Source organism: Pseudomonas sp. MWU12-2029 (assembly GCF_023242425.1).
GTDB classification, from domain to species: Bacteria; Pseudomonadota; Gammaproteobacteria; order Pseudomonadales; family Pseudomonadaceae; genus Aquipseudomonas; species Aquipseudomonas kribbensis.
Window position 1 is genome coordinate 282495 of sequence record NZ_JALJDY010000009.1, and the last position, 22700, is coordinate 305194.

Sequence of the window (22700 nt, forward strand, 5' to 3'; positions counted from 1 at the left end):
TAGCGTTTGCGCGCTACGGGTTTTTCGTTTCCGGCGTCGGTTACGACAGCTCGGTCGTACGAGCCGGAGCTTCCACCAAAGGTTTTTCCCGGACCGGTTCGGCGGTGGCGAGACCGGCCATTCTGCGGCGAGAGATTTCCGCGCCACGGCGACGCAGCGGCGTTTCGACAAACCGGTAGTTCAGCTCACTGCAGATCACCATGATCGCAAACGACGTCAGCAACAGTTGGACGGTGAACTCGCTGCCCAGCTCGACGCCCCGCTCGCTGGCCACACGACTCCAGATCTCGGTGCTCAGGTGGTAGGCAAACATGTGCACGACGTACAGGGCGTAGGAACGCGAACCCAGCCACTGGCCGATAGCGCTCAGGAAGGCTGGACAGTAGATGTAACCCTTCTGGTAACTGGAGAGCCAGACCAGGATCAGCGCATTGATCGCCAGCAACCCGACAGCGATCGGTGTTGCAATGAGCTGGCCGGCAATGGCGCCCATCATGTACAGCAGGAACAGCGTGATCCCCAGCCGCTTGATCAGGCTGCCACCCAACGCCACGGGCTCGATTTCCTTGTACAAGGAGGTGCGCGTGAACAGGCAGAGCAGGATGCCCCACATCATGGCGTCAAGACGGAACGAAAACAGCATTCCCGCCGGCGCCGCACCAAACGCATTGCGATCCAGCGGAAACTGCACGGCGATCAACGTAATCAGGGCGATCACCCGCCACCGTGTCGAAGTGATCAACAGCAGGAACAGCGGGAAGATGAAGTAGAACTGCTCCTCCAGCGCCAGACTCCAGTAAACCGAGTTTGGCCCCAGGATCACCCCGTACTGGTTCGCCAGGTTACCGGTGAATGTCGCGACGGCGGTGAAGCTGCGCACATTGTCGAACCACGACTGGAACGCATTGGACTGGTTGAAGAAGATCGAGAACACCAGCGGTATCAACACCCACAGCCAGGCAGTGGGCAGCAGGCGGTAAGCCCGTCGAATCCAGAATGACGTTGCGGCGAGACCGAAGCGATTCTGCTCGCGGTTCTGATCGAAGTAATCGAGGTAGGCCTTGCTGACGACAAAACCTGAAATACAGAAGAACAGATCCACCCCGGACCAGGGGGAATACACGTTGAACAGCTTTTCCATGAACGCGCCATGAAATGGCAATAACAACGTACTGTGGGCAAACACCGTCATCAGGATGGCCACACCGCGCAGGTACTCGATTTCCTTGTTCTTGCTACTGCTCATCGGTTTCTCTTGTTCTTGTGATGAGAACTGACGCCCGATGCCGGGGAGCCCGCTCTTGCAAAAAATGGACGGGCTCGAAAGCGCCGGGACCGATCATGGATCGGCTTGCCGCTGCCTTCAAGACTCTTTGCGAAACTTTACCGCCCTGAACGCCCGGACTGTTTAGTCAGTTCACGAACATCCAAAAGCCAAGTGCAACCGCCAAAACGACGAAGCCCCCGCAATGCGGGGGCTTCGAATCCAGACCGGGCCTGGTTCAGCGACTTCGATCAGAACGGGATATCGTCATCGAAGCTGTCGAAATCCGGAGCTGGCTGCGGCGCGGCCTGCTGTGGAGCCGGGGCCGGACGCTGCTGAGGAGCCGACTGCTGCGGACGCGGAGCCTGCTGGCGTGGCGCCTGCTGCTGGTAGTTGTTGCCACCGCCTTGTTGGTCGCCCTGTTGTGGACGGCCGCCCAGCAGTTGCATGGTGCCTTGCATGTCGACCACGATTTCGGTGGTGTAACGCTTGATGCCGTCTTTTTCCCACTCGCGGGTCTGCAGCTTGCCTTCGATGTATACCTGCGAACCCTTGCGCAGGTATTCGCCGGCGATTTCGGCAACCTTGCCGAACATCGATACGCGGTGCCACTCGGTCTTCTCGACCTTCTGACCGGTCTGCTTGTCGGTCCACTGTTCGCTGGTTGCCAGACTCAGGTTGGTCACGGCGTTACCGTTAGGCAAGTAGCGAACTTCGGGATCCTGGCCGCAAGTGCCGACCAATATGACTTTGTTAACCCCACGGGCCATAACGTTCTCCTAGGCTTCGCAAGCAGCCCCGGCCGGGTTGTTCACCAGGCGTTCGAGGGTGTCGCGATCCACTAATTCTTTATCCAGTTTGATGTAAACAGCCGCTTCATCGGCGACTATCACTGCATCTGTTACCCCTACGAGGGCCCTGAGGCGCTCGACCAGACCCGCTTCGCGGATCGCCTCGGGCGACAACGGCAAGCGCAGGCTCGTCACGTAGGGTGGTTCGCGCATGGTAACAGCAAAGGCCAGCCAGATGGCAGCCAGCCCGGCACATCCGAGGAACACAACCGACAGACCTCCATGCTGGAACATCCAGCCGCCGAGAATCCCGCCGAGTGCCGAACCGAGGAACTGGCTGGTGGAGTACACGCCCATGGCCGTGCCCTTGCCACCTGCCGGTGAAACCTTGCTGATCAGCGACGGCAGCGAGGCTTCCAGCAGATTGAACGCGGTAAAGAACACCACCGTCCCGATCACCAGAGCCCGCAGGCTGTCACCGAACTGCCAGAAGAATAGCTCAGTGAGCATCAGCGTCATGACGGCGCCGAGCAAAACTCGTTTCATTTTGCGTTTCTTCTCGCCGTAGATGATGAACGGGATCATGGCGAAGAAAGAGATCAACAAGGCAGTCAGGTAGACCCACCAGTGCTGTTCCTTGGGCAGCCCGGCTTTTTCGACCAGAGCCAGGGGCAGCGCGACGAAGCTCGACATCAACATCGCATGTAACACAAAAATGCCAAGATCCAGGCGCAGCAGGTCCGGGTGCTTGAGCGTCGGCATCAATGCCTGCCGCGCCACGCCGGACTCGCGATGACTCAGCGGCCCGGTGGATTTCGGCACCATGAACAGCACGATCACGATACCCACCAGCGCCATGCCGCCGGTGGCCAGGAACAGGCCGGAAAGACCAAATGCGCGAGTCAGCAGCGGACCGACCACCATGGCCACCGCGAACGACAGGCCGATGGTCATGCCGATCATCGCCATGGCCTTGGTGCGGTGCTGTTCGCGGGTCAGGTCGGAAAGCAGTGCCATGACCGCTGCGGAAATTGCGCCAGCGCCCTGCAGGATCCGGCCGGCAATCACGCCCCAGATCGAGTCGGCCTGGGCCGCCAGCACGCTGCCGAGGGCGAAGACGATCAGCCCCAGGTAAATCACCGGGCGACGGCCGATACGGTCGGAAATGATCCCGAACGGAATCTGGAAAATCGCCTGGGTCAGGCCGTAAGCGCCAATCGCCAGCCCGATGAGGGCCGGGGTCGCTCCCGCCAGATCCATGCCATAGGTCGCCAGTACCGGCAGCACCATGAACATGCCAAGCATACGGAAGGCGAACACCAGGGCCAGACCGCTCGCCGCGCGGGTCTCGCTGCCACTCATGCGTTCGCTGTGGGGATCGTGCATGGAAAAACCTCGTGTGAACCGGCGGCGATTCTACCAGTCCCATCGAAAGACGGGGTATATCGCGACGCTATGACGCGTATAGATGAAACTCTCTTCATGCAAGGTGGAAAACCCTTCATTCGATAGTGTGCATCCATCCAGTATTTGGCCGTATACTCCTGTGTTTTCGACGCCCGCCGAGCGAGGCCACTTTGGACAAGATCCTGATACGTGGGGCCCGTACCCACAACCTGAAGAACATCGACCTGACCCTGCCACGGGACAAACTGATCGTCATCACCGGCCTGTCCGGATCCGGCAAGTCGTCCCTGGCCTTCGACACGCTCTATGCCGAAGGTCAGCGCCGCTATGTCGAATCCCTGTCGGCCTATGCCCGGCAGTTCCTGTCGATGATGGAAAAGCCCGACGTCGATACCATCGAAGGCCTGTCGCCGGCGATCTCCATCGAACAGAAGTCGACCTCGCACAACCCGCGCTCCACGGTCGGCACCATCACCGAGATCTACGACTACCTGCGTCTGCTCTATGCGCGCGTCGGTACGCCACGTTGCCCGGATCACGACATCCCGCTGGAAGCGCAGACCGTCAGCCAGATGGTCGACCTGGTGCTGGCACAGCCGGAAGGCAGCAAGCTGATGCTGCTGGCGCCGGTGATCCGTGAGCGCAAGGGCGAGCATCTGTCGGTGTTCGAAGAACTGCGTGCCCAAGGCTTCGTCCGGGCCCGGGTCAACGGCCGGCTCTGCGAGCTGGACGAGTTGCCGAAACTGGATAAGCAGAAGAAGCACACGATCGAAGTCGTGGTCGACCGCTTCAAGGTTCGCGCCGATCTGCAGCAACGTCTGGCCGAATCCTTCGAGACCGCACTGAAACTGGCGGACGGCATCGCCCTGGTAGCACCAATGGACGACGAGCCGGGCGAAGAGATGATCTTCTCCGCGCGCTTCGCCTGCCCGATCTGCGGCCATGCGATCAGCGAGCTGGAACCCAAGCTGTTTTCCTTCAACAACCCGGCCGGCGCCTGCCCGACCTGTGACGGCCTGGGCGTGAAGCAGTTCTTCGACATCAAGCGTCTGGTCAACGGTGAACTGACGCTGGCCGAAGGCGCGATCCGCGGCTGGGACCGGCGCAACGTCTATTACTTCCAGATGCTCGGTTCACTGGCCGCGCATTACGGCTTCAGCCTCGAGCAGCCGTTCAACGAACTGCCAGCCGATCAGCAGAAATACATTCTGCATGGCAGCGGCTCGCAGAACGTCGACTTCAAGTACCTCAACGACCGTGGCGACATCGTCAAGCGTTCGCACCCGTTCGAAGGCATCGTGCCGAACCTCGAGCGCCGCTACCGCGAAACCGAGTCGGCCAGCGTGCGCGAAGAACTGGCGAAGTTCCTCAGCACCCAGTCCTGCCCGGATTGCCGCGGCACCCGCCTGCGTCGCGAAGCGCGACATGTGTGGGTTGGCGAGAAAACCCTGCCGGCGGTGACCAACCTGCCGATCGGCGATGCCTGCGACTACTTCGGCGAGTTGAAGATGACCGGCCGCCGTGGCGAAATTGCCGACAAGATTCTCAAGGAAATCCGCGAGCGTCTGCAGTTCCTGGTCAACGTGGGGCTGGATTACCTGTCGCTGGATCGCAGTGCGGACACGTTATCTGGTGGCGAAGCCCAGCGGATTCGTCTGGCCAGTCAGATCGGAGCCGGTCTGGTTGGCGTTCTGTACATCCTCGATGAGCCGTCCATCGGTCTGCACCAGCGTGACAACGACCGTCTGCTCGGCACCCTCAAGCACCTGCGCGATATCGGTAACACGGTGATCGTGGTCGAGCACGACGAAGACGCAATCCGTCTGGCTGACTACGTTGTGGATATCGGCCCGGGTGCCGGGGTTCATGGCGGGCAAATCGTCGCCGAAGGCACGCCGGACGAAGTCATGGCGCACCCGGACTCGCTCACCGGCAAATACCTGTCGGGTCGGGTCAAGATCGAAGTGCCGGCCAAACGCACGCCGCGCAACAAGAAGCAGGTGTTGTCGCTCAAGGGCGCGCGGGGCAACAACCTGCGCAATGTCGACCTGGAGATCCCCATCGGCTTGCTGACTTGCGTGACCGGCGTTTCCGGCTCGGGCAAGTCGACGCTGATCAACAACACGCTGTTCCCGTTGAGCGCCACGGCACTCAATGGCGCGACCACCCTGGAAGCGGCAGCCCACGACAGCATCAAGGGCCTGGAGCATCTGGACAAGGTCGTCGACATTGACCAGAGCCCGATCGGTCGTACACCGCGTTCCAACCCGGCGACTTACACCGGGCTGTTCACGCCAATCCGCGAACTGTTTGCCGGTGTACCGGAATCCCGCTCCCGTGGTTATGGCCCGGGGCGTTTCTCGTTCAACGTCAAGGGCGGTCGTTGCGAGGCTTGCCAGGGCGACGGTCTGATCAAGGTGGAAATGCACTTCCTGCCGGATATCTACGTGCCGTGCGATGTGTGCAAGAGCAAGCGCTACAACCGCGAAACCCTGGAAATCAAATACAAAGGCAAGAGCATCCACGAAACCCTCGAAATGACGATCGAGGAAGCGCGGGAGTTCTTTGACGCGGTGCCGGCGCTGGCGCGCAAGCTGCAAACGCTGATGGATGTGGGCCTGTCGTACATCAAGCTCGGACAGTCGGCGACCACGCTGTCCGGTGGTGAGGCGCAGCGGGTCAAACTGTCCCGCGAGCTATCCAAGCGTGACACCGGCAAGACCCTGTACATCCTCGACGAGCCGACCACCGGCCTGCACTTCGCGGATATCCAGCAACTGCTCGATGTACTGCATCGCCTGCGCGACCACGGCAACACCGTGGTCGTGATCGAACACAACCTCGACGTGATCAAGACCGCCGACTGGCTGGTGGATCTCGGCCCTGAGGGTGGCTCGAAAGGGGGGCAGATCATCGCTACCGGTACGCCTGAGGAAGTGGCCGAGATGAAGCAATCTCACACCGGCCATTACCTCAAACCACTGCTGATCCGCGATCGAGCCTGATCACCGGGCATGAAAAAGCCCCTGTCACTTCCTCAGTGACAGGGGCTTTTTTGTATCAGTTGCAATCAGGATGTGTGGGATTGCAGGTAGTTCTGGATACCGATCAGCTTGATCAGGCCCAACTGCTTTTCGAGCCAGTAGGTGTGATCTTCTTCAGTGTCATGCAGCTGAAGCTTGAGGATATCGCGGCTTACGTAGTCGCTGTGCTTCTCGCACAGCTCGATGCCTTTGCACAGTGCGGCACGCACCTTGTACTCCAGGCGCAGATCCGCTTCGAGCATGGTCTCCACCGTAGTGCCGACGTCCAGGTCATCCGGACGCATGCGCGGGGTGCCTTCGAGCATCAGAATCCGGCGCATCAGCGCATCGGCGTGACCGGCTTCCTCTTCCATCTCGTGGTTGATTCGTTCGTAGAGCTTGGTGAATCCCCAGTCCTCATACATCCGCGAGTGAACGAAATATTGGTCACGCGCGGCCAGTTCGCCGGTCAGCAACGTGTTGAGGTAATCGATAACGTCTGGGTGGCCTTGCATCGCCCTACATCTCCCTTCTTGAAAGTCTGTAGTTTGAACCAACATGACCGCAAGGTCACTTACTTCGCGCAATAAAAGCGAAGATATTCTGAGAAAAACAGGTTAAATAACGCAAAAACCGCCCTAATGAGGGCGGTTCTGCTTCTCGTTTAGACTTCGTTAAGCTGTACGTTGAGCAGCTTTGCGATTGCTTCTCCGTACGCCGGGTCGGCCTTGTAGAAATGCTGCAACTGGCGATCAACCACATCGCTGGAAACACCGACCATCGCACCGGCAATATTGTTGACCAGCAAGGCTTTCTGCTCATCACTCATCAAACGGAACAGCGCACCCGCGTGGCTGTAGTAGTCGGTGTCTTCGCGGTGATCGTAACGATCAGCCGCACCGCTCAGGGCCAGTGCTGGTTCGGCATAGTGCGGCGCCTGTTTCGGCGACTCCACGTAGCTGTTCGGCTCGTAATTCGGGGCCGCGCCACCATTGCTGCCAAAAGCCATCGAACCGTCACGCTGGTAGGTATTTACCGGGCTGCGCGGGGCGTTCACCGGCAGTTGCTGGTGATTGGTGCCTACGCGATAGCGATGCGCATCGGCATAAGCGAAGACGCGACCTTGCAGCATGCGATCCGGCGAAAGGCCGACGCCTGGCACCATGTTGCTTGGGCCGAACGCAGCCTGCTCGACTTCAGCAAAGTAGTTCAGCGGATTGCGATTCAACTCCAGCTCACCGACTTCGATCAGCGGGAACTCCTTCTGCGACCAGGTTTTGGTCACGTCGAACGGGTTCTCGTAATGCGCCGCGGCCTGGGCCTCGGTCATGACCTGGATGCACACGCTCCATTTCGGGAAGTCACCACGCTCGATGGCCTCGAACAAGTCGCGCTGCGCGTAATCCGGATCAGTGCCCGCCAGGCGTGCCGCATCTGCCGGCGCGAGGTTCTTGATCCCTTGCTTGGTCTTGTAGTGCCACTTCACCCAGTGACGCTCGCCTTGAGCGCTAATCAAGCTGTAAGTGTGGCTACCGAAGCCGTGCATATGACGGTAGCCATCCGGGATACCGCGATCAGAGAACAGAATGGTGACCTGATGCAGCGCTTCGGGCGAATGCGACCAGAAGTCCCACATCATCTGCGCACTTTTCAGGTTGCTCTGCGGCAAGCGTTTCTGGGTGTGGATAAAGTCAGGAAACTTCAGCGGGTCACGAATGAAGAACACGGGTGTGTTGTTGCCAACGATGTCCCAGTTGCCTTCTTCGGTATAGAACTTCAGGGCAAAACCACGAGGATCGCGCTCGGTGTCAGCCGAGCCGCGCTCACCGCCCACCGTGGAGAATCGCAGGAAAGTAGGCGTCTGCTTACCCACAGCAGAGAACAGTTTGGCGCTCGTGTATTGCGTGATATCGCGAGTGACGGTGAAGGTACCGTAGGCGCCCGAACCTTTGGCATGCACACGTCGTTCAGGGATGTTTTCGCGGTTGAAGTGAGCAAGCTTCTCGATCAGATGAAAGTCATCGAGCAGCAACGGTCCGCGCGGCCCGGCGGAGCGAGAGTTCTGGTTATCGGCGACTGGCGCACCGCTGGCAGTCGTAAGCGTCTTGTTCTGGCTCATGCGATCTTCTTCCTCTGTCAGTCTTGAACTGCCGGCTAATCGGCTTGTTGGGGAGTATCGATCATCAATATGACAGCCACAAATTCATTAACTCATGGTCATCAATAGAAAATAACTAACAATAAAACCCAGCACATAGTGCAGATCCAAACAGGGTAGAAGCTTGTACGAACGGCGCATTTCTTACGGGCACAAAAAACCGGGCACTAGGCCCGGTCCTTTGTTTCAGACTGACGTCTTACTCAGCGGATACAGCTTCACCGCCGACAGCACGATCAACCAGTTCGACATACGCCATAGGCGCGTTGTCGCCAGCGCGGAAACCGCACTTGAGGATGCGCAGGTAGCCACCCTCACGGGTAGCGTAACGCTTGCCCAGGTCGTTGAAGAGCTTACCAACGATAGCTTTCGAACGAGTACGGTCGAAAGCCAGACGACGGTTAGCAACGCTGTCTGTCTTGGCCAGAGTGATCAGCGGCTCGGCAACGCGGCGCAGTTCTTTGGCTTTTGGCAGAGTAGTTTTGATCAGCTCGTGCTCGAACAGCGACACAGCCATGTTTTGGAACATGGCCTTGCGGTGCGAGCTGGTGCGGCTCAGGTGGCGACCACTTTTACGATGACGCATGGTTCATTCCTTACCAAACACTACGTTCGGTGATTACGACGATCAGGCAGTCGCCTTGTCGTCCTTCTTAAGACTTGCAGGCGGCCAGTTGTCGAGGCGCATGCCGAGGGACAGACCGCGGGAGGCCAGAACGTCCTTGATTTCAGTCAAGGATTTCTTGCCCAGGTTCGGAGTCTTCAACAGCTCAACTTCGGTACGCTGAATCAGGTCACCGATGTAGTAGATGTTTTCCGCCTTAAGGCAGTTAGCCGAACGTACAGTCAGTTCCAGATCGTCAACCGGGCGAAGCAGGATCGGATCGATCTCGTCTTCCTGCTCGACAACCACTGGCTCACTGTCACCTTTGAGGTCGACGAACGCAGCCAACTGCTGTTGCAGAATGGTTGCAGCACGACGGATAGCCTCTTCAGGATCCAGAGTACCGTTGGTTTCCAGATCAATAACCAGCTTGTCCAGGTTGGTACGCTGCTCGACACGGGCGTTTTCCACCACGTATGCGATACGGCGAACCGGGCTGAACGAAGAGTCAAGCTGCAAGCGACCGATGCTGCGGCTTTCGTCTTCATCGCTCTGACGCGAGTCGGCTGGTTCATAACCACGACCACGAGCTACGGTGAGCTTCATGTTCAGGGCGCCGTTAGACGCCAGGTTAGCGATTACGTGATCGGGATTAACGATCTCGACATCATGATCCAGCTGAATATCGGCAGCGGTAACCACCCCCGAACCCTTCTTCGACAAGGTCAGCGTAACTTCGTCACGGCCGTGCAGCTTGATAGCCAGACCTTTAAGGTTCAACAGGATTTCAATTACGTCTTCCTGTACACCTTCGATGGCGCTGTACTCGTGGAGCACACCGTCAATCTCGGCCTCGACTACTGCGCAGCCGGGCATTGAGGACAACAGGATGCGGCGCAGCGCGTTGCCCAGGGTGTGGCCGAAACCACGCTCGAGAGGCTCGAGAGTGATCTTGGCGCGGGTTGGACTGACAACCTGCACATCAATATGGCGGGGTGTCAGGAACTCATTTACCGAAATCTGCATGGATGCACCTATTTTCTAGCCCTTACTTGGAGTAGAGCTCGACAATCAGGCTTTCGTTGATGTCGGCGGACAGATCACTGCGAGCAGGAACGTTCTTGAAAACGCCCGACTTCTTCTCAGTGTCTACTTCTACCCACTCTACGCGGCCACGTTGAGCACACAGATCGAGAGCTTGGACAATGCGAAGTTGATTTTTTGCTTTCTCGCGAACAGCGACCACGTCACCAGCACGAACCTGGTACGAAGGAACGTTTACGGTCTGACCGTTAACGCTGATCGACTTGTGCGATACCAGCTGACGGGATTCGGCACGAGTCGAACCAAAGCCCATACGGTATACGACGTTGTCCAGACGGCATTCGAGCAGTTGCAGCAGGTTTTCACCGGTTGCACCTTTCTTGCCAGCAGCTTCTTTGTAGTAGCCGCTGAACTGACGCTCGAGAACGCCGTAGATACGACGGACCTTCTGCTTTTCACGCAGTTGGGTGCCGTAGTCGGACTGGCGACCGCGGCGTTGGCCGTGGATACCAGGTGCTGCTTCAATGTTGCACTTCGATTCGATCGCGCGCACGCCGCTCTTCAGGAAGAGATCGGTGCCTTCGCGACGAGCGAGTTTGCATTTTGGACCAATGTAACGAGCCATTCTTTACAATCTCCTGGATTACACGCGGCGCTTCTTCGGCGGACGGCACCCGTTGTGCGGGATTGGCGTCACGTCGGTGATGCTGGCGATCTTGTAGCCACAGCCGTTCAAAGCGCGGACTGCGGATTCACGACCTGGACCTGGGCCCTTGACGTTTACGTCGAGGTTTTTCAGGCCGTATTCCAGCGCAGCTTGACCAGCACGCTCAGCAGCTACTTGAGCAGCGAACGGGGTGGACTTGCGGGAACCGCGGAAACCCGAACCACCGGAGGTAGCCCAGGAAAGAGCGTTACCTTGACGGTCGGTAATGGTCACGATGGTGTTGTTAAAAGAGGCATGGATGTGGGCGATGCCATCAACCACTGTCTTTTTAACTTTTTTACGAGGACGAGCAGCAGGTTTTGCCATGATTAAATTCCTGTCGATTCGCTGGGGCGATTACTTGCGGATCGGCTTACGCGGACCTTTACGGGTACGCGCGTTGGTCTTGGTACGCTGACCGCGTACTGGCAGACCACGACGATGACGCAGACCGCGATAGCAACCGAGGTCCATCAAGCGCTTGATTTTCATGTTGATTTCGCGACGCAGGTCACCTTCAGTGGTGAACTTCGCCACTTCGCCACGCAGCTGTTCAATTTGCTCGTCGCTCAGATCCTTGATCTTTGCTGCTGGGTTTACCCCAGTCACTGCACAGATTTTCTGCGCAGTAGTGCGACCAACACCATAGATGTAGGTCAGCGAGATAACAGTATGCTTGTTATCTGGAATGTTAACGCCTGCAATACGGGCCATTCAGTGGGACTCCAATTGACAGCTACCTACGCCCCGGAAGCCAAGAAATAGGGCGCGAGATAATATCGCTGTAATAACAAATAATCAACCCGGCAGCGCACTAGCTGCCGGGCTTGAAGCACAATCACACTCAGCCTTGGCGCTGTTTGTGACGCGGTTCCGCGCTGCAAATTACTCGAACAACACCTTCGCGGCGAATAATCTTGCAGTTACGGCACAGCTTTTTCACCGATGCACGAACTTTCATCACCAACTCCTCGAACCTTATGGGTACTCAGCGCAACATGCCGCTGCCGTAACCCTTCAGGTTGGCTTTCTTCATCAGGGATTCGTACTGGTGCGAAACGAGGTGCGATTGTACTTGGGACATGAAGTCCATCACAACCACGACCACGATCAGCAACGAGGTCCCGCCAAGGTAGAACGGAACGTTTGCTGCAACCACCAGGAACTGGGGCAACAGGCACACGGCCGTCATGTAAAGAGCACCGAACATGGTCAAGCGAGTCAGAACGCCATCAATGTAGCGCGCAGACTGCTCACCTGGACGGATGCCCGGAATAAAGGCACCGGACTTCTTCAGGTTTTCCGCTACGTCTTTCGGATTGAACATCAACGCCGTATAGAAGAAGCAGAAGAAAATAATCCCTGCACTAAACAGCAGAATATTCAACGGCTGACCAGGAGCGATCGACTGCGAGATGTCCTGCAACCAGCCCATACCTTCAGACTGACCAAACCAGGCACCCAACGAAGCCGGGAACAGCAGAATGCTGCTCGCGAAAATAGCCGGAATAACGCCGGCCATGTTCACCTTCAGCGGCAAGTGGCTAGTCTGCGCAGCGAAAACCTTGCGGCCTTGCTGACGCTTGGCGTAGTGAACAGCGATACGACGCTGACCACGCTCAATGAACACCACGAAACCGATAATCGCTACTGCCAGCAAACCGATGGCAACCAGGGCGAAGATGTTGATATCCCCCTGACGCGCAGACTCGAAAGACTGCCCGATTGCTCTCGGAAGACCGGCGACGATTCCCGAAAAAATCAACATCGAGATACCGTTGCCTACACCACGCTCAGTAATCTGCTCACCCAGCCACATCATGAACATCGCACCAGCCACAAACGTGGATACCGCGACGAAATGGAAGCCAAAGTCACCAGTGAACGCAACGCCCTGCCCCGCCAGGCCAATGGACATGCCAATGGCCTGAACGAGAGCGAGGACGACGGTGCCGTAGCGGGTGTACTGGCTGATCTTGCGACGGCCAGCTTCACCTTCCTTCTTCAACTGCTCCAGCTGCGGGCTGACGGCGGTCATCAGTTGCATGATGATCGATGCCGAAATGTACGGCATGATCCCCAGTGCAAAGATGCTCATCCGCTCCAGCGCGCCGCCGGAAAACATGTTGAACAAGCTAAGAATGGTCCCCTCATTCTGTCGAAACAGGTCCGCGAGTCGGTCCGGGTTGATACCTGGAACCGGGATGTGTGCGCCTATTCGGTAGACGATAATCGCCAGGAACAGAAAACGCAGACGAGCCCAGAGTTCAGACATACCGCCTTTGCCGAGCGCAGAGAGAGCACCTTGCTTAGCCATTTATTCCTCGAACTTGCCGCCAGCTGCTTCGATAGCCGCACGCGCACCTTTGGTGGCGCCGATTCCCTTGCCGATAGTGACAGCGCGAGTCACTTCACCGGACAGCATGATTTTCACACGCTGTACGTTGACGTTGATCACGTTGGCATCTTTCAGGGACTGCACGGTGACGATGTCGCCTTCCACTTTAGCCAGCTCGGACAGACGCACTTCTGCGCGATCCATGGCTTTCAGGGAAACGAAACCGAACTTCGGCAGGCGACGATGCAGCGGCTGTTGACCGCCTTCAAAGCCTGGAGCAATGGTGCCACCGGAGCGGGAGGTCTGACCTTTGTGACCACGGCCACCAGTCTTACCCAAACCACTACCGATACCACGGCCCGGACGATGCTTTTCGCGACGGGAACCCGGCGCTGGACTCAGATCATTGAGTTTCATCGATTAACCCTCGACACGCAGCATGTAGTAAGCCTTGTTGATCATCCCGCGATTCTCGGGAGTATCCTGGACTTCTACAGTGTGACCGATGCGACGCAGACCCAGACCCTTAACGCACAGTTTGTGGTTAGGGATGCGGCCGGTCATGCTTTTGATCAGCGTAACTTTAACGGTAGCCATGATTACTTGATCTCCTCAACACGCAGGCCACGCTTGGCTGCGATGGACTCAGGAGACTGCATAGCCTTCAGACCCTTGAAAGTGGCGTGAACCACGTTTACAGGGTTAGTCGAGCCGTAGCACTTGGCCAGAACGTTCTGAACGCCAGCAACTTCGAGGACAGCACGCATAGCGCCGCCAGCGATGATACCGGTACCTTCAGAAGCAGGCTGCATGTACACCTTCGAAGCGCCGTGAGCGGACTTCATTGCGTACTGCAGAGTGGTGCCGTTCAGATCAACCTGGATCATGTTGCGGCGAGCAGCTTCCATTGCCTTCTGGATCGCAGCAGGCACTTCACGCGACTTGCCACGGCCGAAGCCAACACGGCCCTTACCATCACCAACCACGGTCAACGCGGTGAAAGTGAAGATACGGCCGCCTTTAACGGTTTTGGCTACGCGGTTAACTTGAACCAGCTTCTCGATGTAGCCTTCGTCGCGCTTTTGGTCGTTATTTGACATAACTTAGAACTCCAGCCCAGCTTCACGAGCAGCATCAGCCAGCGCTTTTACGCGGCCGTGGTACTTGAAGCCAGAGCGGTCGAAAGCCACCTGCGAGACGCCAGCGGCCTTAGCACGCGTAGCGACCAGCTGGCCAACCTTAGTGGCCGCGTCGATGTTGCCAGTGGCGCCATCACGCAGTTCTTTATCCAAAGTCGAGGCGCTTGCCAGGACTTTGTTGCCGTCGGCCGAAATGACCTGGGCGTAGATGTGCTGCGAAGAGCGGAACACGCAGAGACGCACGACTTCGAGTTCGTGCATTTTCAGGCGTGCTTTGCGAGCGCGACGCAGTCGAGTAACTTTTTTGTCGGTCATTTGCTATGCCCTACTTCTTCTTGGCTTCTTTACGACGGACGACTTCGTCCGCGTAGCGCACACCTTTGCCTTTGTACGGCTCTGGTGGACGGAAGTCGCGGATCTCGGCGGCCACTTGACCTACCAGCTGCTTGTCGATGCCCTTGATCAGGATATCGGTCTGGCTAGGAGTCTCAGCGGTGATGCCTTCCGGCAGTTCGTAATCCACTGGGTGCGAGAAGCCAAGAGCCAGGTTCAGCACCTGACCTTTTGCTTGCGCTTTGTAACCAACACCGACCAGCTGGAGCTTGCGCTCGAAGCCTTGGCTTACGCCCTGGACCATGTTGTTTACCAACGCACGAGTGGTACCGGCCATTGCGCGAGTCTGCTGATCGCCATTGCGAGCAGCAAAACGCAGCTCACCGGCTTCTTCAACGATCTCAACGGACGAATGGACGTTCAGTTCAAGAGTACCCTTGGCACCCTTCACCGAAAGCTGTTGGCCTGCGAATTTTACTTCGACACCGGCTGGCAGCTTAACGGGGTTCTTAGCGACGCGAGACATGCTTATCCCCCCTTAGAACACAGTGCAAAGAACTTCGCCGCCGACACCGGCAGCGCGCGCAGCACGATCAGTCATCACACCTTTGTTGGTGGAGACGATAGACACGCCGAGACCGCCACGTACTTTTGGCAGTTCTTCGACGGACTTGTACTGACGCAGGCCTGGACGGCTAACGCGCTTGACTTCTTCGATAACCGGACGGCCTTCGAAATATTTCAGCTCGATAGACAGCAGTGGTTTGGTTTCGCTGCTGATCTGATAACCCGCGATGTAACCTTCGTCCTTCAGGACTTTAGCTACAGCCACCTTCAACGTGGAAGAAGGCATGCTTACGACGGACTTTTCAGCCATCTGGGCATTACGGATTCGAGTTAGCATGTCCGCTAACGGGTCCTGCATACTCATGGGCTAGACGCTCCTAATACAGAAAAATTAGCCTTGCGGCTACTACTTGTCGCCGAGAAACTCCGGGCAGAAAAACACGGGCTCAGGCGAGCCGGTCATTCTAGACACACCCCAGAAATGAATCAAGCCCCAAAAGGGGCTTGATTCATGTTCAAGGCCACCGATGGTCAGGTTCTTGCGACCCCGACCATCGAGACTTTGACAGCAATTACCAGCTGGCTTTAACCAGACCTGGAACGTCACCACGCATTGCAGCTTCACGCAGCTTGTTACGGCCCAGGCCGAACTTGCGGTAAACGCCGTGCGGACGACCAGTCAGGCGGCAGCGGTTACGCATGCGCGAAGCGCTTGCGTCACGTGGCTGCTTCTGCAGAGCTACGGTAGCTTCCCAACGCGCTTCTGGACTTGCGTTCAGATCAACGATGATAGCTTTCAGCGCTGCACGCTTGGTGGCGTACTTGGCAACGGTGAGCTGACGCTTCAGCTCACGGTTTTTCATGCTCTTCTTGGCCATTTTCCTACTCCAATCAGTTGCGGAACGGGAATTTGAAAGCACGCAGCAGAGCGCGGCCTTCGTCATCGTTCTTGGCAGTGGTGGTCAGGGTAATGTCCAGACCGCGGAGAGCATCGATCTTGTCGTAGTCGATTTCCGGGAAAATGATCTGCTCTTTCACGCCCATGCTGTAGTTGCCACGACCATCGAAGGACTTGGCATTCAGGCCGCGGAAGTCGCGAACCCGAGGCAGGGAGATCGACAGCAGACGATCCAGGAACTCGTACATACGCTCACGGCGCAGGGTCACTTTGACGCCGATCGGCCAACCTTCACGGACTTTAAAGCCAGCGATGGATTTGCGAGCGTAGGTCACAACGACTTTCTGGCCGGTGATCTTTTCCAGGTCAGCAACAGCGTGCTCGATGACTTTTTTGTCGCCGATCGCTTCGCCCAGACCCATGTTCAGGGTGATTTTGGTAACGCGCGGAACTTCCATCACGTTCGAAAGCTTAAGTTCTTCCTTAAGTTTCGGTGCGATTTCCTTCCGGTAAATCTCTTTTAGTCGTGCCATGGTCTTCTACCTAGCAGTGTTCAAGCATCAACCGCTTTTTGGGTCGACTTGAAGACACGAATTTTCTTACCGTCTTCTACTTTGAAACCAACGCGGTCAGCCTTGTTGGTTTCGCCGTTGAAGATGGCGACGTTGGAAGCGTGCAGTGGCGCTTCTTTCTCGACGATACCGCCCTGTACGCCCGACATCGGGTTAGGCTTGGTATGACGCTTGACCAGGTTCAGACCACCAACAACCAGACGGTTGTCAGCAAGAACCTTCAGCACCTTACCGCGCTTACCTTTGTCTTTGCCGGCGATCACGATGATCTCGTCGTCACGACGAATCTTTTGCATGTCGGATCTCCTTACAGCACTTCTGGGGCGAGCGAGACGATCTTCATGAACTTCTCAGTACGAAGTTCACGGGTCACTGGCCCAAAGATACGGGTGCCGATCGGCTCTTGCTTGTTGTTCAGAAGAACAGCAGCGTTGCCATCAAAGCGGATAATGGAGCCATCAGCACGACGTACGCCGTGACGAGTGCGGACTACAACAGCAGTCATCACTTGGCCTTTTTTCACTTTACCGCGAGGAATTGCTTCCTTCACGGTAACTTTGATGATGTCACCGATACCAGCGTAACGACGATGGGAGCCACCCAGCACCTTGATGCACATAACACGGCGAGCGCCGCTGTTATCGGCCACATCGAGCATGGATTGAGTCTGAATCATATAATTTCTCCGACCCCTAGCCCTTAGACTTCCACAGCGCGTTCGAGAACATCAACCAGCGCCCAAGACTTGGTCTTGGCCATCGGACGAGTTTCACGAATAGTGACTTTGTCGCCGATGTGGCACTGATTGGTTTCGTCGTGCGCGTGCAGCTTAGTCGAACGCTTAACGTATTTACCGTAGATCGGGTGCTTAACGCGACGCTCGATCAGAACGGTGATGGTTTTGTCCATCTTGTCGCTGACAACACGGCCAGTCAGCGTACGGACAGTTTTTTCGGCTTCAGCCATGATCACTTACCTGCCTGCTGGTTGAGCACAGTCTTCACGCGAGCGATGTCACGCTTAACTTGCGAGAGCAGATGAGACTGCCCCAACTGGCCAGTTGCTTTCTGCATGCGCAGATTGAACTGGTCGCGCAGCAAGCCGAGCAGTTGCTCGTTCAGCTGCTGTGCGGATTTTTCACGAAGTTCATTCGCTTTCATCACATCACCGTCCGTTTAACAAAGGAGGTGGCGAGCGGCAGCTTTGCAGCAGCCAGGGCGAAAGCCTCACGCGCCAGCTCTTCAGAAACACCCTCGATTTCATACAGGACTTTGCCTGGCTGAATCTGGGCAACCCAGTATTCCACGTTACCCTTACCTTTACCCATACGAACCTCGAGAGGCTTCTTGGAGATCGGCTTGTCCGGGAATACACGGATCCAGATCTTGCCACCACGTTTTACGTGACGGGTCAGAGCACGACGCGCTGACTCGATCTGACGAGCGGTGAGACGACCACGAGCAACAGACTTCAGCGCGAACTCGCCGAAGCTGACTTTGCTACCGCGCAGTGCCAGACCACGGTTGTGGCCGGTCATCTGCTTGCGGAACTTCGTACGCTTTGGTTGCAACATTTGGCGTACCCCTTACTTAGCAGCTTTTTTACGAGGCGCTGGTGCTTGTGGTTTCAGTTCTTCTTGGCGACCACCAATTACTTCGCCTTTGAAGATCCAAACCTTTACACCGATCACACCGTAGGTGGTGTGAGCTTCGTAGGTGGCATAGTCGATATCGGCACGCAGGGTGTGCAGTGGCACACGACCTTCGCGATACCATTCAGTACGTGCGATTTCAGCACCGCCGAGACGACCGCTCACTTGGATTTTGATGCCTTTGGCACCAATGCGCATGGCGTTCTGTACGGCGCGCTTCATGGCGCGACGGAACATCACACGACGCTCCAGCTGCTGAGCTACGCTCTGGGCAACCAGCATACCGTCGAGTTCCGGCTTGCGGATCTCTTCGATATTGATGTGCACAGGCACACCCATTTGCTTGGTCAGGTCCTGACGCAGTTTTTCAACATCCTCACCTTTCTTCCCGATAACGATACCTGGACGAGCGGTGTGAATGGTGATGCGTGCAGTTTGAGCCGGACGATGGATATCGATACGGCTTACGGACGCGCTTTTTAGTTTGTCTTGGAGATACTCACGCACCTTCAGATCTGCGAGCAAATAGTCCGCATAAGTCCGACCGTCTGCGTACCAGACGGAGGTGTGCTCCTTGACGATTCCCAGGCGAATGCCAATGGGATGTACTTTCTGACCCATCTCTTCGACTCCGTTACTTGTCAGCAACCTTGACAGTGATATGGCAAGACCGCTTGACGATGCGATCAGCACGGCCTTTGGCACGTGGCATGATGCGCTTCAGCGAACGCCCTTCGTTGACGAAAACGGTGCTGACCTTCAGGTCATCAACGTCAGCGCCTTCGTTATGCTCGGCGTTGGCTACGGCCGACTCCAGCACTTTTTTCATGATCTCGGCGGCTTTCTTACTGCTGAAAGCCAACAGGTTGAGCGCTTCGCCCACCTTCTTCCCGCGGATCTGGTCGGCGACCAAGCGGGCTTTCTGGGCGGAGATTCGAGCGCCCGACAACTTAGCGGCTACTTCCATTTCCTTACCCCTTAACGCTTGGCTTTCTTGTCTGCCACGTGCCCGCGATAGTTGCGGGTACCGGCGAACTCGCCCAGTTTGTGGCCGACCATGTCTTCGTTAACGAGAACTGGGACGTGCTGACGACCGTTGTGTACTGCGATGGTCAGACCGACCATTTGTGGCAGGATCATCGAACGGCGCGACCAAGTCTTAATTGGTTTGCGATCGTTCTTTTCCGCCGCCACTTCGATCTTCTTCAGTAGGTGAAGATCAATAAAAGGACCTTTTTTCAGAGAACGTGGCACTGTCGTATCCCTCTATTTACTTGCGACGACGGACGATCATTTTGTCGGTACGCTTATTACCACGAGTCTTCGCGCCCTTAGTCGGGAAGCCCCATGGCGATACCGGATGACGACCACCAGAGGTACGACCTTCACCACCACCATGTGGGTGGTCAACCGGGTTCATGGCAACACCACGAACGGTTGGGCGAACGCCACGCCAGCGCTTGGCACCAGCTTTACCCAGCGAACGCAGGCTGTGCTCGGAGTTCGAGACTTCGCCCAGGGTCGCACGGCACTCAGCCAGCACTTTACGCATTTCACCGGAACGCAGACGCAGGGTAACGTACACACCTTCACGAGCGATCAGCTGAGCCGAAGCACCAGCGGAACGAGCGATCTGTGCGCCTTTACCTGGCTTCAGTTCGATGCCGTGTACGGTAGAACCGACTGGAATGTTGCGCAGTTGCAGAGCGTTGCCTGGCTTGATTGGAGCCAGAGCGCCTGCGATCAGCTGGTCGCCAGCACTCACGCCTTTAGGGGCGATGATGTAGCGGCGCTCGCCGTCTGCGTAGCACAGCAGTGCGATGTGAGCAGTACGGTTCGGATCGTATTCGATACGCTCGACAGTGGCGACGATGCCATCTTTGTCGTTGCGACGAAAATCGACCATACGGTAATGCTGCTTATGACCACCACCGATGTGACGAGTGGTAATGCGGCCATTGTTGTTACGACCACCAGACTTCGATTTTTTCTCGAGCAGCGGTGCGTGAGGAGCGCCTTTATGCAGCTCCTGGTTGACCACCTTGACCACAAAACGGCGGCCAGGGGAAGTCGGTTTGCATTTAACGATTGCCATGATGCACCCCTTCCTTACTCAGCACTGCTGCTGAAATCGAGATCTTGGCCTGGCTGAAGGGAGATAACTGCCTTCTTCCAGTCATTACGCTTGCCCAGACCGCGAGCGGTGCGCTTGCTCTTACCCAAAACGTTCAGGGTAGTAACACGCTCAACTTTCACGCTGAACAGGCTTTCGACGGCCTTCTTGATTTCCAGCTTGGTTGCATCGGTAGCAACCTTGAAAACGAACTGGCCTTTCTTGTCTGCCAGAACCGTAGCCTTCTCGGAAACGTGCGGGCCAAGCAGAACTTTAAATACGCGTTCCTGGTTCATCCCAGCAGCTCCTCGAATTTCTTCACGGCCGACACGGTGATCAACACCTTGTCGTATGCGATCAGACTAACTGGATCGGAACCTTGCACGTCACGTACATCTACGTGTGGCAGGTTGCGAGCAGCCAGGTACAGGTTCTGATCAACAGCATCAGACACGATCAGAACGTCGGTCAGGCTCATGTTGTTCAGTTTGCCCAGCAGGTCTTTGGTTTTCGGAGTTTCAACTGCGAAATCCTGAACCACGACCAGACGATCAGTACGCACCAGCTCAGCAAGGATGGAACGCATTGCTGCGCGGTACATCTTCTTGTTCAGCTTCTGGGAGTGATCCTGTGGACGAGCTGCGAAAGTGGTGCCGCCGCCGCGCCAGATTGGGCTACGGATAGTACCGGCACGAGCACGGCCAGTACCTTTCTGACGCCATGGGCGCTTACCGCCACCACGAACGTCGGAACGGGTCTTTTGCTGCTTGCTACCTTGACGGCCGCCGGCCATGTAGGCCACGACTGCTTGGTGAACCAGCGTCTCGTTGAATTCGCCGCCAAATGTCAGTTCGGAAACTTCGATCGCTTGAGCGTCATTTACATTTAATTGCATGTCAGCTTCCCCTTAACCGCGAGCCTTGGCTGCTGGACGTACAACCAGGTTGCCGCCAGTAGCGCCAGGAACAGCACCCTTGACCAGCAACAGATTGCGTTCAGCGTCCACGCGCACTACTTCCAGGGACTGCACGGTCACGCGCTCAGCGCCCATATGACCGGACATTTTTTTGCCCTTGAATACACGACCAGGAGTCTGGCACTGGCCGATAGAGCCTGGGACGCGGTGGGATACGGAGTTACCGTGGGTGTTATCTTGCCCGCGGAAATTCCAACGCTTGATCGTACCCTGGAAGCCTTTACCTTTGGACTGACCGGTTACATCAACCAGTTGACCAGCAGCGAAGATTTCAGCGTTGATCAGATCGCCGGCCTGGTACTCGCCTTCTTCAAGGCGGAATTCCATTACGGTACGACCAGCGGCAACGTTCGCCTTGGCGAAGTGGCCAGCCTGAGCAGCTGTAACACGGGAAGCACGACGCTCGCCGACAGTGACTTGCACTGCACGATAGCCATCGGTTTCTTCAGTTTTGAACTGGGTGACGCGATTCGGCTCGATCTCAATGACCGTGACCGGAATGGAGACACCTTCTTCGGTGAAAATACGGGTCATACCCGCTTTACGACCGACTACACCAATAGTCATGTTGTAAACCTCATGAGTGTACGGGGCTTTCACCCGCTATGGCCGCCCATTTCAGAGCGTTACACGACCAAGACCGAGTCTTAGCCGAGGCTGATCTGCACTTCCACACCGGCCGCAAGATCAAGCTTCATAAGAGCATCAACGGTTTTATCCGTTGGCTGGACGATGTCCAGAACGCGCTTATGAGTGCGGATTTCGTACTGGTCACGCGCGTCTTTGTTGACGTGCGGGGAAACCAGAACGGTGAACCGCTCTTTACGGGTAGGCAGTGGAATTGGACCACGCACTTGAGCACCAGTACGTTTCGCGGTTTCCACGATTTCCTGGGTTGATTGGTCGATCAGGCGATGGTCAAAAGCCTTCAACCTGATACGGATTTGCTGATTTTGCATTGGATTTCAGACTCCGGCTGCTATTCCCACCGGGCGCAATACGCCCGTTAAAAGGAGGCGCAATTCTATAGACGCCCCAGATAGGTGTCAACCCAATAAAAAAGCCCCCGCTAAGCGGGGGCTTTTTCAACTCATCGAAGCTATCTCAAAAAAGAGA

Annotated in this window: 34 protein-coding genes; 1 reads left to right on the forward strand and 33 read right to left on the reverse strand. The window is 56.6% G+C overall.

Annotation, left to right across the window (positions count from 1 at the left end; all coding sequences use genetic code 11):
* Window positions 1-40 precede the first annotated feature (40 nt).
* From M5B44_RS22655 to M5B44_RS22665, 3 genes are all read right to left on the reverse strand, one after another.
* Complete coding sequence (locus M5B44_RS22655) at window positions 41-1246, reverse strand: acyltransferase family protein (RefSeq protein WP_248740555.1); 1206 nt, start codon at window positions 1244-1246, stop codon at window positions 41-43.
* A 269-nt stretch (window positions 1247-1515) separates the two neighbouring features.
* A complete protein-coding gene (locus M5B44_RS22660) occupies window positions 1516-2034 on the reverse strand; it encodes a single-stranded DNA-binding protein (protein ID WP_007966163.1) in 519 nt (172 codons plus the stop codon).
* A gap of 9 nt (window positions 2035-2043) precedes the next feature.
* Window positions 2044-3441, reverse strand: coding sequence for an MFS transporter (locus M5B44_RS22665; protein ID WP_119428952.1), 1398 nt, complete (start codon window positions 3439-3441; stop codon window positions 2044-2046).
* 191 nt (window positions 3442-3632) lie between these two features.
* Here M5B44_RS22665 and uvrA point away from each other — a divergent pair, with 191 nt between their 5' ends.
* Window positions 3633-6467 (forward strand): excinuclease ABC subunit UvrA, encoded by a 2835-nt coding sequence (gene uvrA / locus M5B44_RS22670; protein WP_114885841.1) that lies wholly within the window; start codon window positions 3633-3635, stop codon window positions 6465-6467.
* 65 nt (window positions 6468-6532) lie between these two features.
* On the opposite strand, the gene bfr is transcribed toward uvrA, so the two are convergent.
* From bfr to rpsJ, 30 genes are all read right to left on the reverse strand, one after another.
* Window positions 6533-7000, reverse strand: a complete 468-nt coding sequence (bfr, locus tag M5B44_RS22675) for a bacterioferritin (RefSeq protein ID WP_248740556.1) — start codon at window positions 6998-7000, stop codon at window positions 6533-6535.
* A gap of 149 nt (window positions 7001-7149) precedes the next feature.
* The gene (locus M5B44_RS22680) at window positions 7150-8604 is read right to left on the reverse strand and encodes a catalase (RefSeq protein ID WP_248740557.1); all 1455 of its coding nucleotides are present in this window, start codon (window positions 8602-8604) and stop codon (window positions 7150-7152) included.
* Window positions 8605-8842: 238 nt separating this feature from the next.
* Window positions 8843-9229, reverse strand: a complete 387-nt coding sequence (gene rplQ / locus M5B44_RS22685; protein WP_007955635.1) for a 50S ribosomal protein L17 — start codon at window positions 9227-9229, stop codon at window positions 8843-8845.
* Window positions 9230-9271: 42 nt separating this feature from the next.
* Entirely contained in the window at window positions 9272-10273 is a 1002-nt protein-coding gene (locus M5B44_RS22690; protein ID WP_003186012.1) for a DNA-directed RNA polymerase subunit alpha, read from the reverse strand.
* A 22-nt stretch (window positions 10274-10295) separates the two neighbouring features.
* Window positions 10296-10916, reverse strand: a complete 621-nt coding sequence (rpsD, locus tag M5B44_RS22695; RefSeq protein ID WP_003176404.1) for a 30S ribosomal protein S4 — start codon at window positions 10914-10916, stop codon at window positions 10296-10298.
* Window positions 10917-10934: 18 nt separating this feature from the next.
* Window positions 10935-11324: a 30S ribosomal protein S11 gene (gene rpsK / locus M5B44_RS22700; RefSeq protein ID WP_002555466.1), complete on the reverse strand. Its 390-nt coding sequence runs from the start codon at window positions 11322-11324 to the stop codon at window positions 10935-10937.
* A gap of 30 nt (window positions 11325-11354) precedes the next feature.
* Window positions 11355-11711: a 30S ribosomal protein S13 gene (gene rpsM / locus M5B44_RS22705; RefSeq protein WP_003186020.1), complete on the reverse strand. Its 357-nt coding sequence runs from the start codon at window positions 11709-11711 to the stop codon at window positions 11355-11357.
* 130 nt (window positions 11712-11841) lie between these two features.
* Entirely contained in the window at window positions 11842-11958 is a 117-nt protein-coding gene (rpmJ, locus tag M5B44_RS22710; protein WP_002555468.1) for a 50S ribosomal protein L36, read from the reverse strand.
* Window positions 11959-11985: 27 nt separating this feature from the next.
* Window positions 11986-13314: a preprotein translocase subunit SecY gene (secY, locus tag M5B44_RS22715; protein ID WP_003228718.1), complete on the reverse strand. Its 1329-nt coding sequence runs from the start codon at window positions 13312-13314 to the stop codon at window positions 11986-11988.
* Window positions 13315-13752, reverse strand: coding sequence for a 50S ribosomal protein L15 (gene rplO / locus M5B44_RS22720; protein ID WP_003228720.1), 438 nt, complete (start codon window positions 13750-13752; stop codon window positions 13315-13317). It lies immediately after the preceding gene.
* Between the two features lie 3 nt (window positions 13753-13755).
* Window positions 13756-13932: a 50S ribosomal protein L30 gene (rpmD, locus tag M5B44_RS22725; RefSeq protein ID WP_003176408.1), complete on the reverse strand. Its 177-nt coding sequence runs from the start codon at window positions 13930-13932 to the stop codon at window positions 13756-13758.
* 2 nt (window positions 13933-13934) lie between these two features.
* Window positions 13935-14435 (reverse strand): 30S ribosomal protein S5, encoded by a 501-nt coding sequence (gene rpsE, locus M5B44_RS22730; protein WP_007955637.1) that lies wholly within the window; start codon window positions 14433-14435, stop codon window positions 13935-13937.
* Window positions 14436-14438: 3 nt separating this feature from the next.
* Window positions 14439-14789, reverse strand: a complete 351-nt coding sequence (gene rplR, locus M5B44_RS22735) for a 50S ribosomal protein L18 (RefSeq protein WP_003186037.1) — start codon at window positions 14787-14789, stop codon at window positions 14439-14441.
* A gap of 10 nt (window positions 14790-14799) precedes the next feature.
* Window positions 14800-15333, reverse strand: coding sequence for a 50S ribosomal protein L6 (gene rplF / locus M5B44_RS22740; RefSeq protein ID WP_065259511.1), 534 nt, complete (start codon window positions 15331-15333; stop codon window positions 14800-14802).
* 12 nt (window positions 15334-15345) lie between these two features.
* Entirely contained in the window at window positions 15346-15738 is a 393-nt protein-coding gene (gene rpsH / locus M5B44_RS22745) for a 30S ribosomal protein S8 (RefSeq protein ID WP_011336171.1), read from the reverse strand.
* Window positions 15739-15946: 208 nt separating this feature from the next.
* Window positions 15947-16252 carry a 30S ribosomal protein S14 gene (rpsN, locus tag M5B44_RS22750; protein WP_003228726.1) on the reverse strand — a complete coding sequence of 102 codons (306 nt, stop codon included), beginning with the start codon at window positions 16250-16252 and terminating at the stop codon, window positions 15947-15949.
* Window positions 16253-16265: 13 nt separating this feature from the next.
* Window positions 16266-16805 (reverse strand): 50S ribosomal protein L5, encoded by a 540-nt coding sequence (gene rplE / locus M5B44_RS22755; protein ID WP_003210069.1) that lies wholly within the window; start codon window positions 16803-16805, stop codon window positions 16266-16268.
* 20 nt (window positions 16806-16825) lie between these two features.
* Window positions 16826-17140: a 50S ribosomal protein L24 gene (gene rplX / locus M5B44_RS22760; protein WP_003186046.1), complete on the reverse strand. Its 315-nt coding sequence runs from the start codon at window positions 17138-17140 to the stop codon at window positions 16826-16828.
* Window positions 17141-17151: 11 nt separating this feature from the next.
* On the reverse strand, window positions 17152-17520 hold the full coding sequence (rplN, locus tag M5B44_RS22765) for a 50S ribosomal protein L14 (RefSeq protein WP_002555479.1): 369 nt from the start codon (window positions 17518-17520) through the stop codon (window positions 17152-17154).
* Window positions 17521-17543: 23 nt separating this feature from the next.
* Window positions 17544-17810, reverse strand: a complete 267-nt coding sequence (rpsQ, locus tag M5B44_RS22770) for a 30S ribosomal protein S17 (RefSeq protein WP_003194644.1) — start codon at window positions 17808-17810, stop codon at window positions 17544-17546.
* A gap of 2 nt (window positions 17811-17812) precedes the next feature.
* Window positions 17813-18004: a 50S ribosomal protein L29 gene (gene rpmC / locus M5B44_RS22775; protein WP_002555481.1), complete on the reverse strand. Its 192-nt coding sequence runs from the start codon at window positions 18002-18004 to the stop codon at window positions 17813-17815.
* Entirely contained in the window at window positions 18004-18417 is a 414-nt protein-coding gene (rplP, locus tag M5B44_RS22780) for a 50S ribosomal protein L16 (RefSeq protein WP_003228729.1), read from the reverse strand. The genes rpmC and rplP overlap by 1 nt, the downstream gene beginning before the upstream one ends.
* A 12-nt stretch (window positions 18418-18429) precedes the next feature.
* Entirely contained in the window at window positions 18430-19116 is a 687-nt protein-coding gene (rpsC, locus tag M5B44_RS22785) for a 30S ribosomal protein S3 (protein ID WP_085688068.1), read from the reverse strand.
* Between the two features lie 13 nt (window positions 19117-19129).
* Complete coding sequence (gene rplV, locus M5B44_RS22790) at window positions 19130-19462, reverse strand: 50S ribosomal protein L22 (protein WP_003103908.1); 333 nt, start codon at window positions 19460-19462, stop codon at window positions 19130-19132.
* A gap of 11 nt (window positions 19463-19473) precedes the next feature.
* A complete protein-coding gene (gene rpsS / locus M5B44_RS22795) occupies window positions 19474-19749 on the reverse strand; it encodes a 30S ribosomal protein S19 (protein WP_011336172.1) in 276 nt (91 codons plus the stop codon).
* Between the two features lie 16 nt (window positions 19750-19765).
* Window positions 19766-20590 (reverse strand): 50S ribosomal protein L2, encoded by an 825-nt coding sequence (rplB, locus tag M5B44_RS22800; RefSeq protein WP_016772943.1) that lies wholly within the window; start codon window positions 20588-20590, stop codon window positions 19766-19768.
* Between the two features lie 14 nt (window positions 20591-20604).
* Window positions 20605-20904 (reverse strand): 50S ribosomal protein L23, encoded by a 300-nt coding sequence (rplW, locus tag M5B44_RS22805; protein ID WP_002555488.1) that lies wholly within the window; start codon window positions 20902-20904, stop codon window positions 20605-20607.
* Window positions 20901-21503: a 50S ribosomal protein L4 gene (gene rplD / locus M5B44_RS22810; protein ID WP_003228735.1), complete on the reverse strand. Its 603-nt coding sequence runs from the start codon at window positions 21501-21503 to the stop codon at window positions 20901-20903. Before rplD ends, rplW begins: the two co-directional genes overlap by 4 nt.
* 12 nt (window positions 21504-21515) lie before the next feature.
* A complete protein-coding gene (gene rplC / locus M5B44_RS22815; RefSeq protein ID WP_007955641.1) occupies window positions 21516-22151 on the reverse strand; it encodes a 50S ribosomal protein L3 in 636 nt (211 codons plus the stop codon).
* Window positions 22152-22231: 80 nt separating this feature from the next.
* Window positions 22232-22543 (reverse strand): 30S ribosomal protein S10, encoded by a 312-nt coding sequence (rpsJ, locus tag M5B44_RS22820; protein WP_003186070.1) that lies wholly within the window; start codon window positions 22541-22543, stop codon window positions 22232-22234.
* Window positions 22544-22700 lie beyond the last annotated feature (157 nt).

Excerpts from the sequence above, each read along its gene's own strand:
- rpmD (WP_003176408.1), bottom strand. The coding sequence starts at position 13,932 with ATGGCTACCGTTAAAGTTACGCTGATCAAAAGCATGACCGGCCGCATC.
- rpsE (WP_007955637.1), bottom strand. The coding sequence starts at position 14,435 with ATGTCAAATAACGACCAAAAGCGCGACGAAGGCTACATCGAGAAGCTG.
- rpmJ (WP_002555468.1), bottom strand. The coding sequence starts at position 11,958 with ATGAAAGTTCGTGCATCGGTGAAAAAGCTGTGCCGTAACTGCAAGATT.
- rplD (WP_003228735.1), bottom strand. The coding sequence starts at position 21,503 with ATGCAATTAAATGTAAATGACGCTCAAGCGATCGAAGTTTCCGAACTG.
- rplE (WP_003210069.1), bottom strand. The coding sequence starts at position 16,805 with ATGGCACGACTAAAAGAGATTTACCGGAAGGAAATCGCACCGAAACTT.
- rpsH (WP_011336171.1), bottom strand. The coding sequence starts at position 15,738 with ATGAGTATGCAGGACCCGTTAGCGGACATGCTAACTCGAATCCGTAAT.
- M5B44_RS22665 (WP_119428952.1), bottom strand. The coding sequence starts at position 3,441 with ATGCACGATCCCCACAGCGAACGCATGAGTGGCAGCGAGACCCGCGCG.
- rplX (WP_003186046.1), bottom strand. The coding sequence starts at position 17,140 with ATGCAAAAGATTCGTCGTGACGACGAGATCATCGTGATCGCCGGCAAA.
- rpsD (WP_003176404.1), bottom strand. The coding sequence starts at position 10,916 with ATGGCTCGTTACATTGGTCCAAAATGCAAACTCGCTCGTCGCGAAGGC.
- secY (WP_003228718.1), bottom strand. The coding sequence starts at position 13,314 with ATGGCTAAGCAAGGTGCTCTCTCTGCGCTCGGCAAAGGCGGTATGTCT.
- rplR (WP_003186037.1), bottom strand. The coding sequence starts at position 14,789 with ATGACCGACAAAAAAGTTACTCGACTGCGTCGCGCTCGCAAAGCACGC.
- rplF (WP_065259511.1), bottom strand. The coding sequence starts at position 15,333 with ATGTCTCGCGTCGCTAAGAACCCCGTTAAGCTGCCAGCCGGTGTCGAA.
- rplO (WP_003228720.1), bottom strand. The coding sequence starts at position 13,752 with ATGAAACTCAATGATCTGAGTCCAGCGCCGGGTTCCCGTCGCGAAAAG.
- rplV (WP_003103908.1), bottom strand. The coding sequence starts at position 19,462 with ATGGAAGTAGCCGCTAAGTTGTCGGGCGCTCGAATCTCCGCCCAGAAA.
- M5B44_RS22655 (WP_248740555.1), bottom strand. The coding sequence starts at position 1,246 with ATGAGCAGTAGCAAGAACAAGGAAATCGAGTACCTGCGCGGTGTGGCC.
- rplB (WP_016772943.1), bottom strand. The coding sequence starts at position 20,590 with ATGGCAATCGTTAAATGCAAACCGACTTCCCCTGGCCGCCGTTTTGTG.
- rplN (WP_002555479.1), bottom strand. The coding sequence starts at position 17,520 with ATGATTCAGACTCAATCCATGCTCGATGTGGCCGATAACAGCGGCGCT.
- rpmC (WP_002555481.1), bottom strand. The coding sequence starts at position 18,004 with ATGAAAGCGAATGAACTTCGTGAAAAATCCGCACAGCAGCTGAACGAG.
- rpsQ (WP_003194644.1), bottom strand. The coding sequence starts at position 17,810 with ATGGCTGAAGCCGAAAAAACTGTCCGTACGCTGACTGGCCGTGTTGTC.
- rplC (WP_007955641.1), bottom strand. The coding sequence starts at position 22,151 with ATGACTATTGGTGTAGTCGGTCGTAAAGCGGGTATGACCCGTATTTTC.
- rpsK (WP_002555466.1), bottom strand. The coding sequence starts at position 11,324 with ATGGCAAAACCTGCTGCTCGTCCTCGTAAAAAAGTTAAAAAGACAGTG.
- rpsJ (WP_003186070.1), bottom strand. The coding sequence starts at position 22,543 with ATGCAAAATCAGCAAATCCGTATCAGGTTGAAGGCTTTTGACCATCGC.
- bfr (WP_248740556.1), bottom strand. The coding sequence starts at position 7,000 with ATGCAAGGCCACCCAGACGTTATCGATTACCTCAACACGTTGCTGACC.
- M5B44_RS22690 (WP_003186012.1), bottom strand. The coding sequence starts at position 10,273 with ATGCAGATTTCGGTAAATGAGTTCCTGACACCCCGCCATATTGATGTG.
- M5B44_RS22680 (WP_248740557.1), bottom strand. The coding sequence starts at position 8,604 with ATGAGCCAGAACAAGACGCTTACGACTGCCAGCGGTGCGCCAGTCGCC.
- rpsC (WP_085688068.1), bottom strand. The coding sequence starts at position 19,116 with ATGGGTCAGAAAGTACATCCCATTGGCATTCGCCTGGGAATCGTCAAG.
- rplQ (WP_007955635.1), bottom strand. The coding sequence starts at position 9,229 with ATGCGTCATCGTAAAAGTGGTCGCCACCTGAGCCGCACCAGCTCGCAC.
- rpsM (WP_003186020.1), bottom strand. The coding sequence starts at position 11,711 with ATGGCCCGTATTGCAGGCGTTAACATTCCAGATAACAAGCATACTGTT.
- M5B44_RS22660 (WP_007966163.1), bottom strand. The coding sequence starts at position 2,034 with ATGGCCCGTGGGGTTAACAAAGTCATATTGGTCGGCACTTGCGGCCAG.
- rpsN (WP_003228726.1), bottom strand. The coding sequence starts at position 16,252 with ATGGCCAAGAAGAGCATGAAAAACCGTGAGCTGAAGCGTCAGCTCACC.
- rplP (WP_003228729.1), bottom strand. The coding sequence starts at position 18,417 with ATGTTGCAACCAAAGCGTACGAAGTTCCGCAAGCAGATGACCGGCCAC.
- rplW (WP_002555488.1), bottom strand. The coding sequence starts at position 20,904 with ATGAACCAGGAACGCGTATTTAAAGTTCTGCTTGGCCCGCACGTTTCC.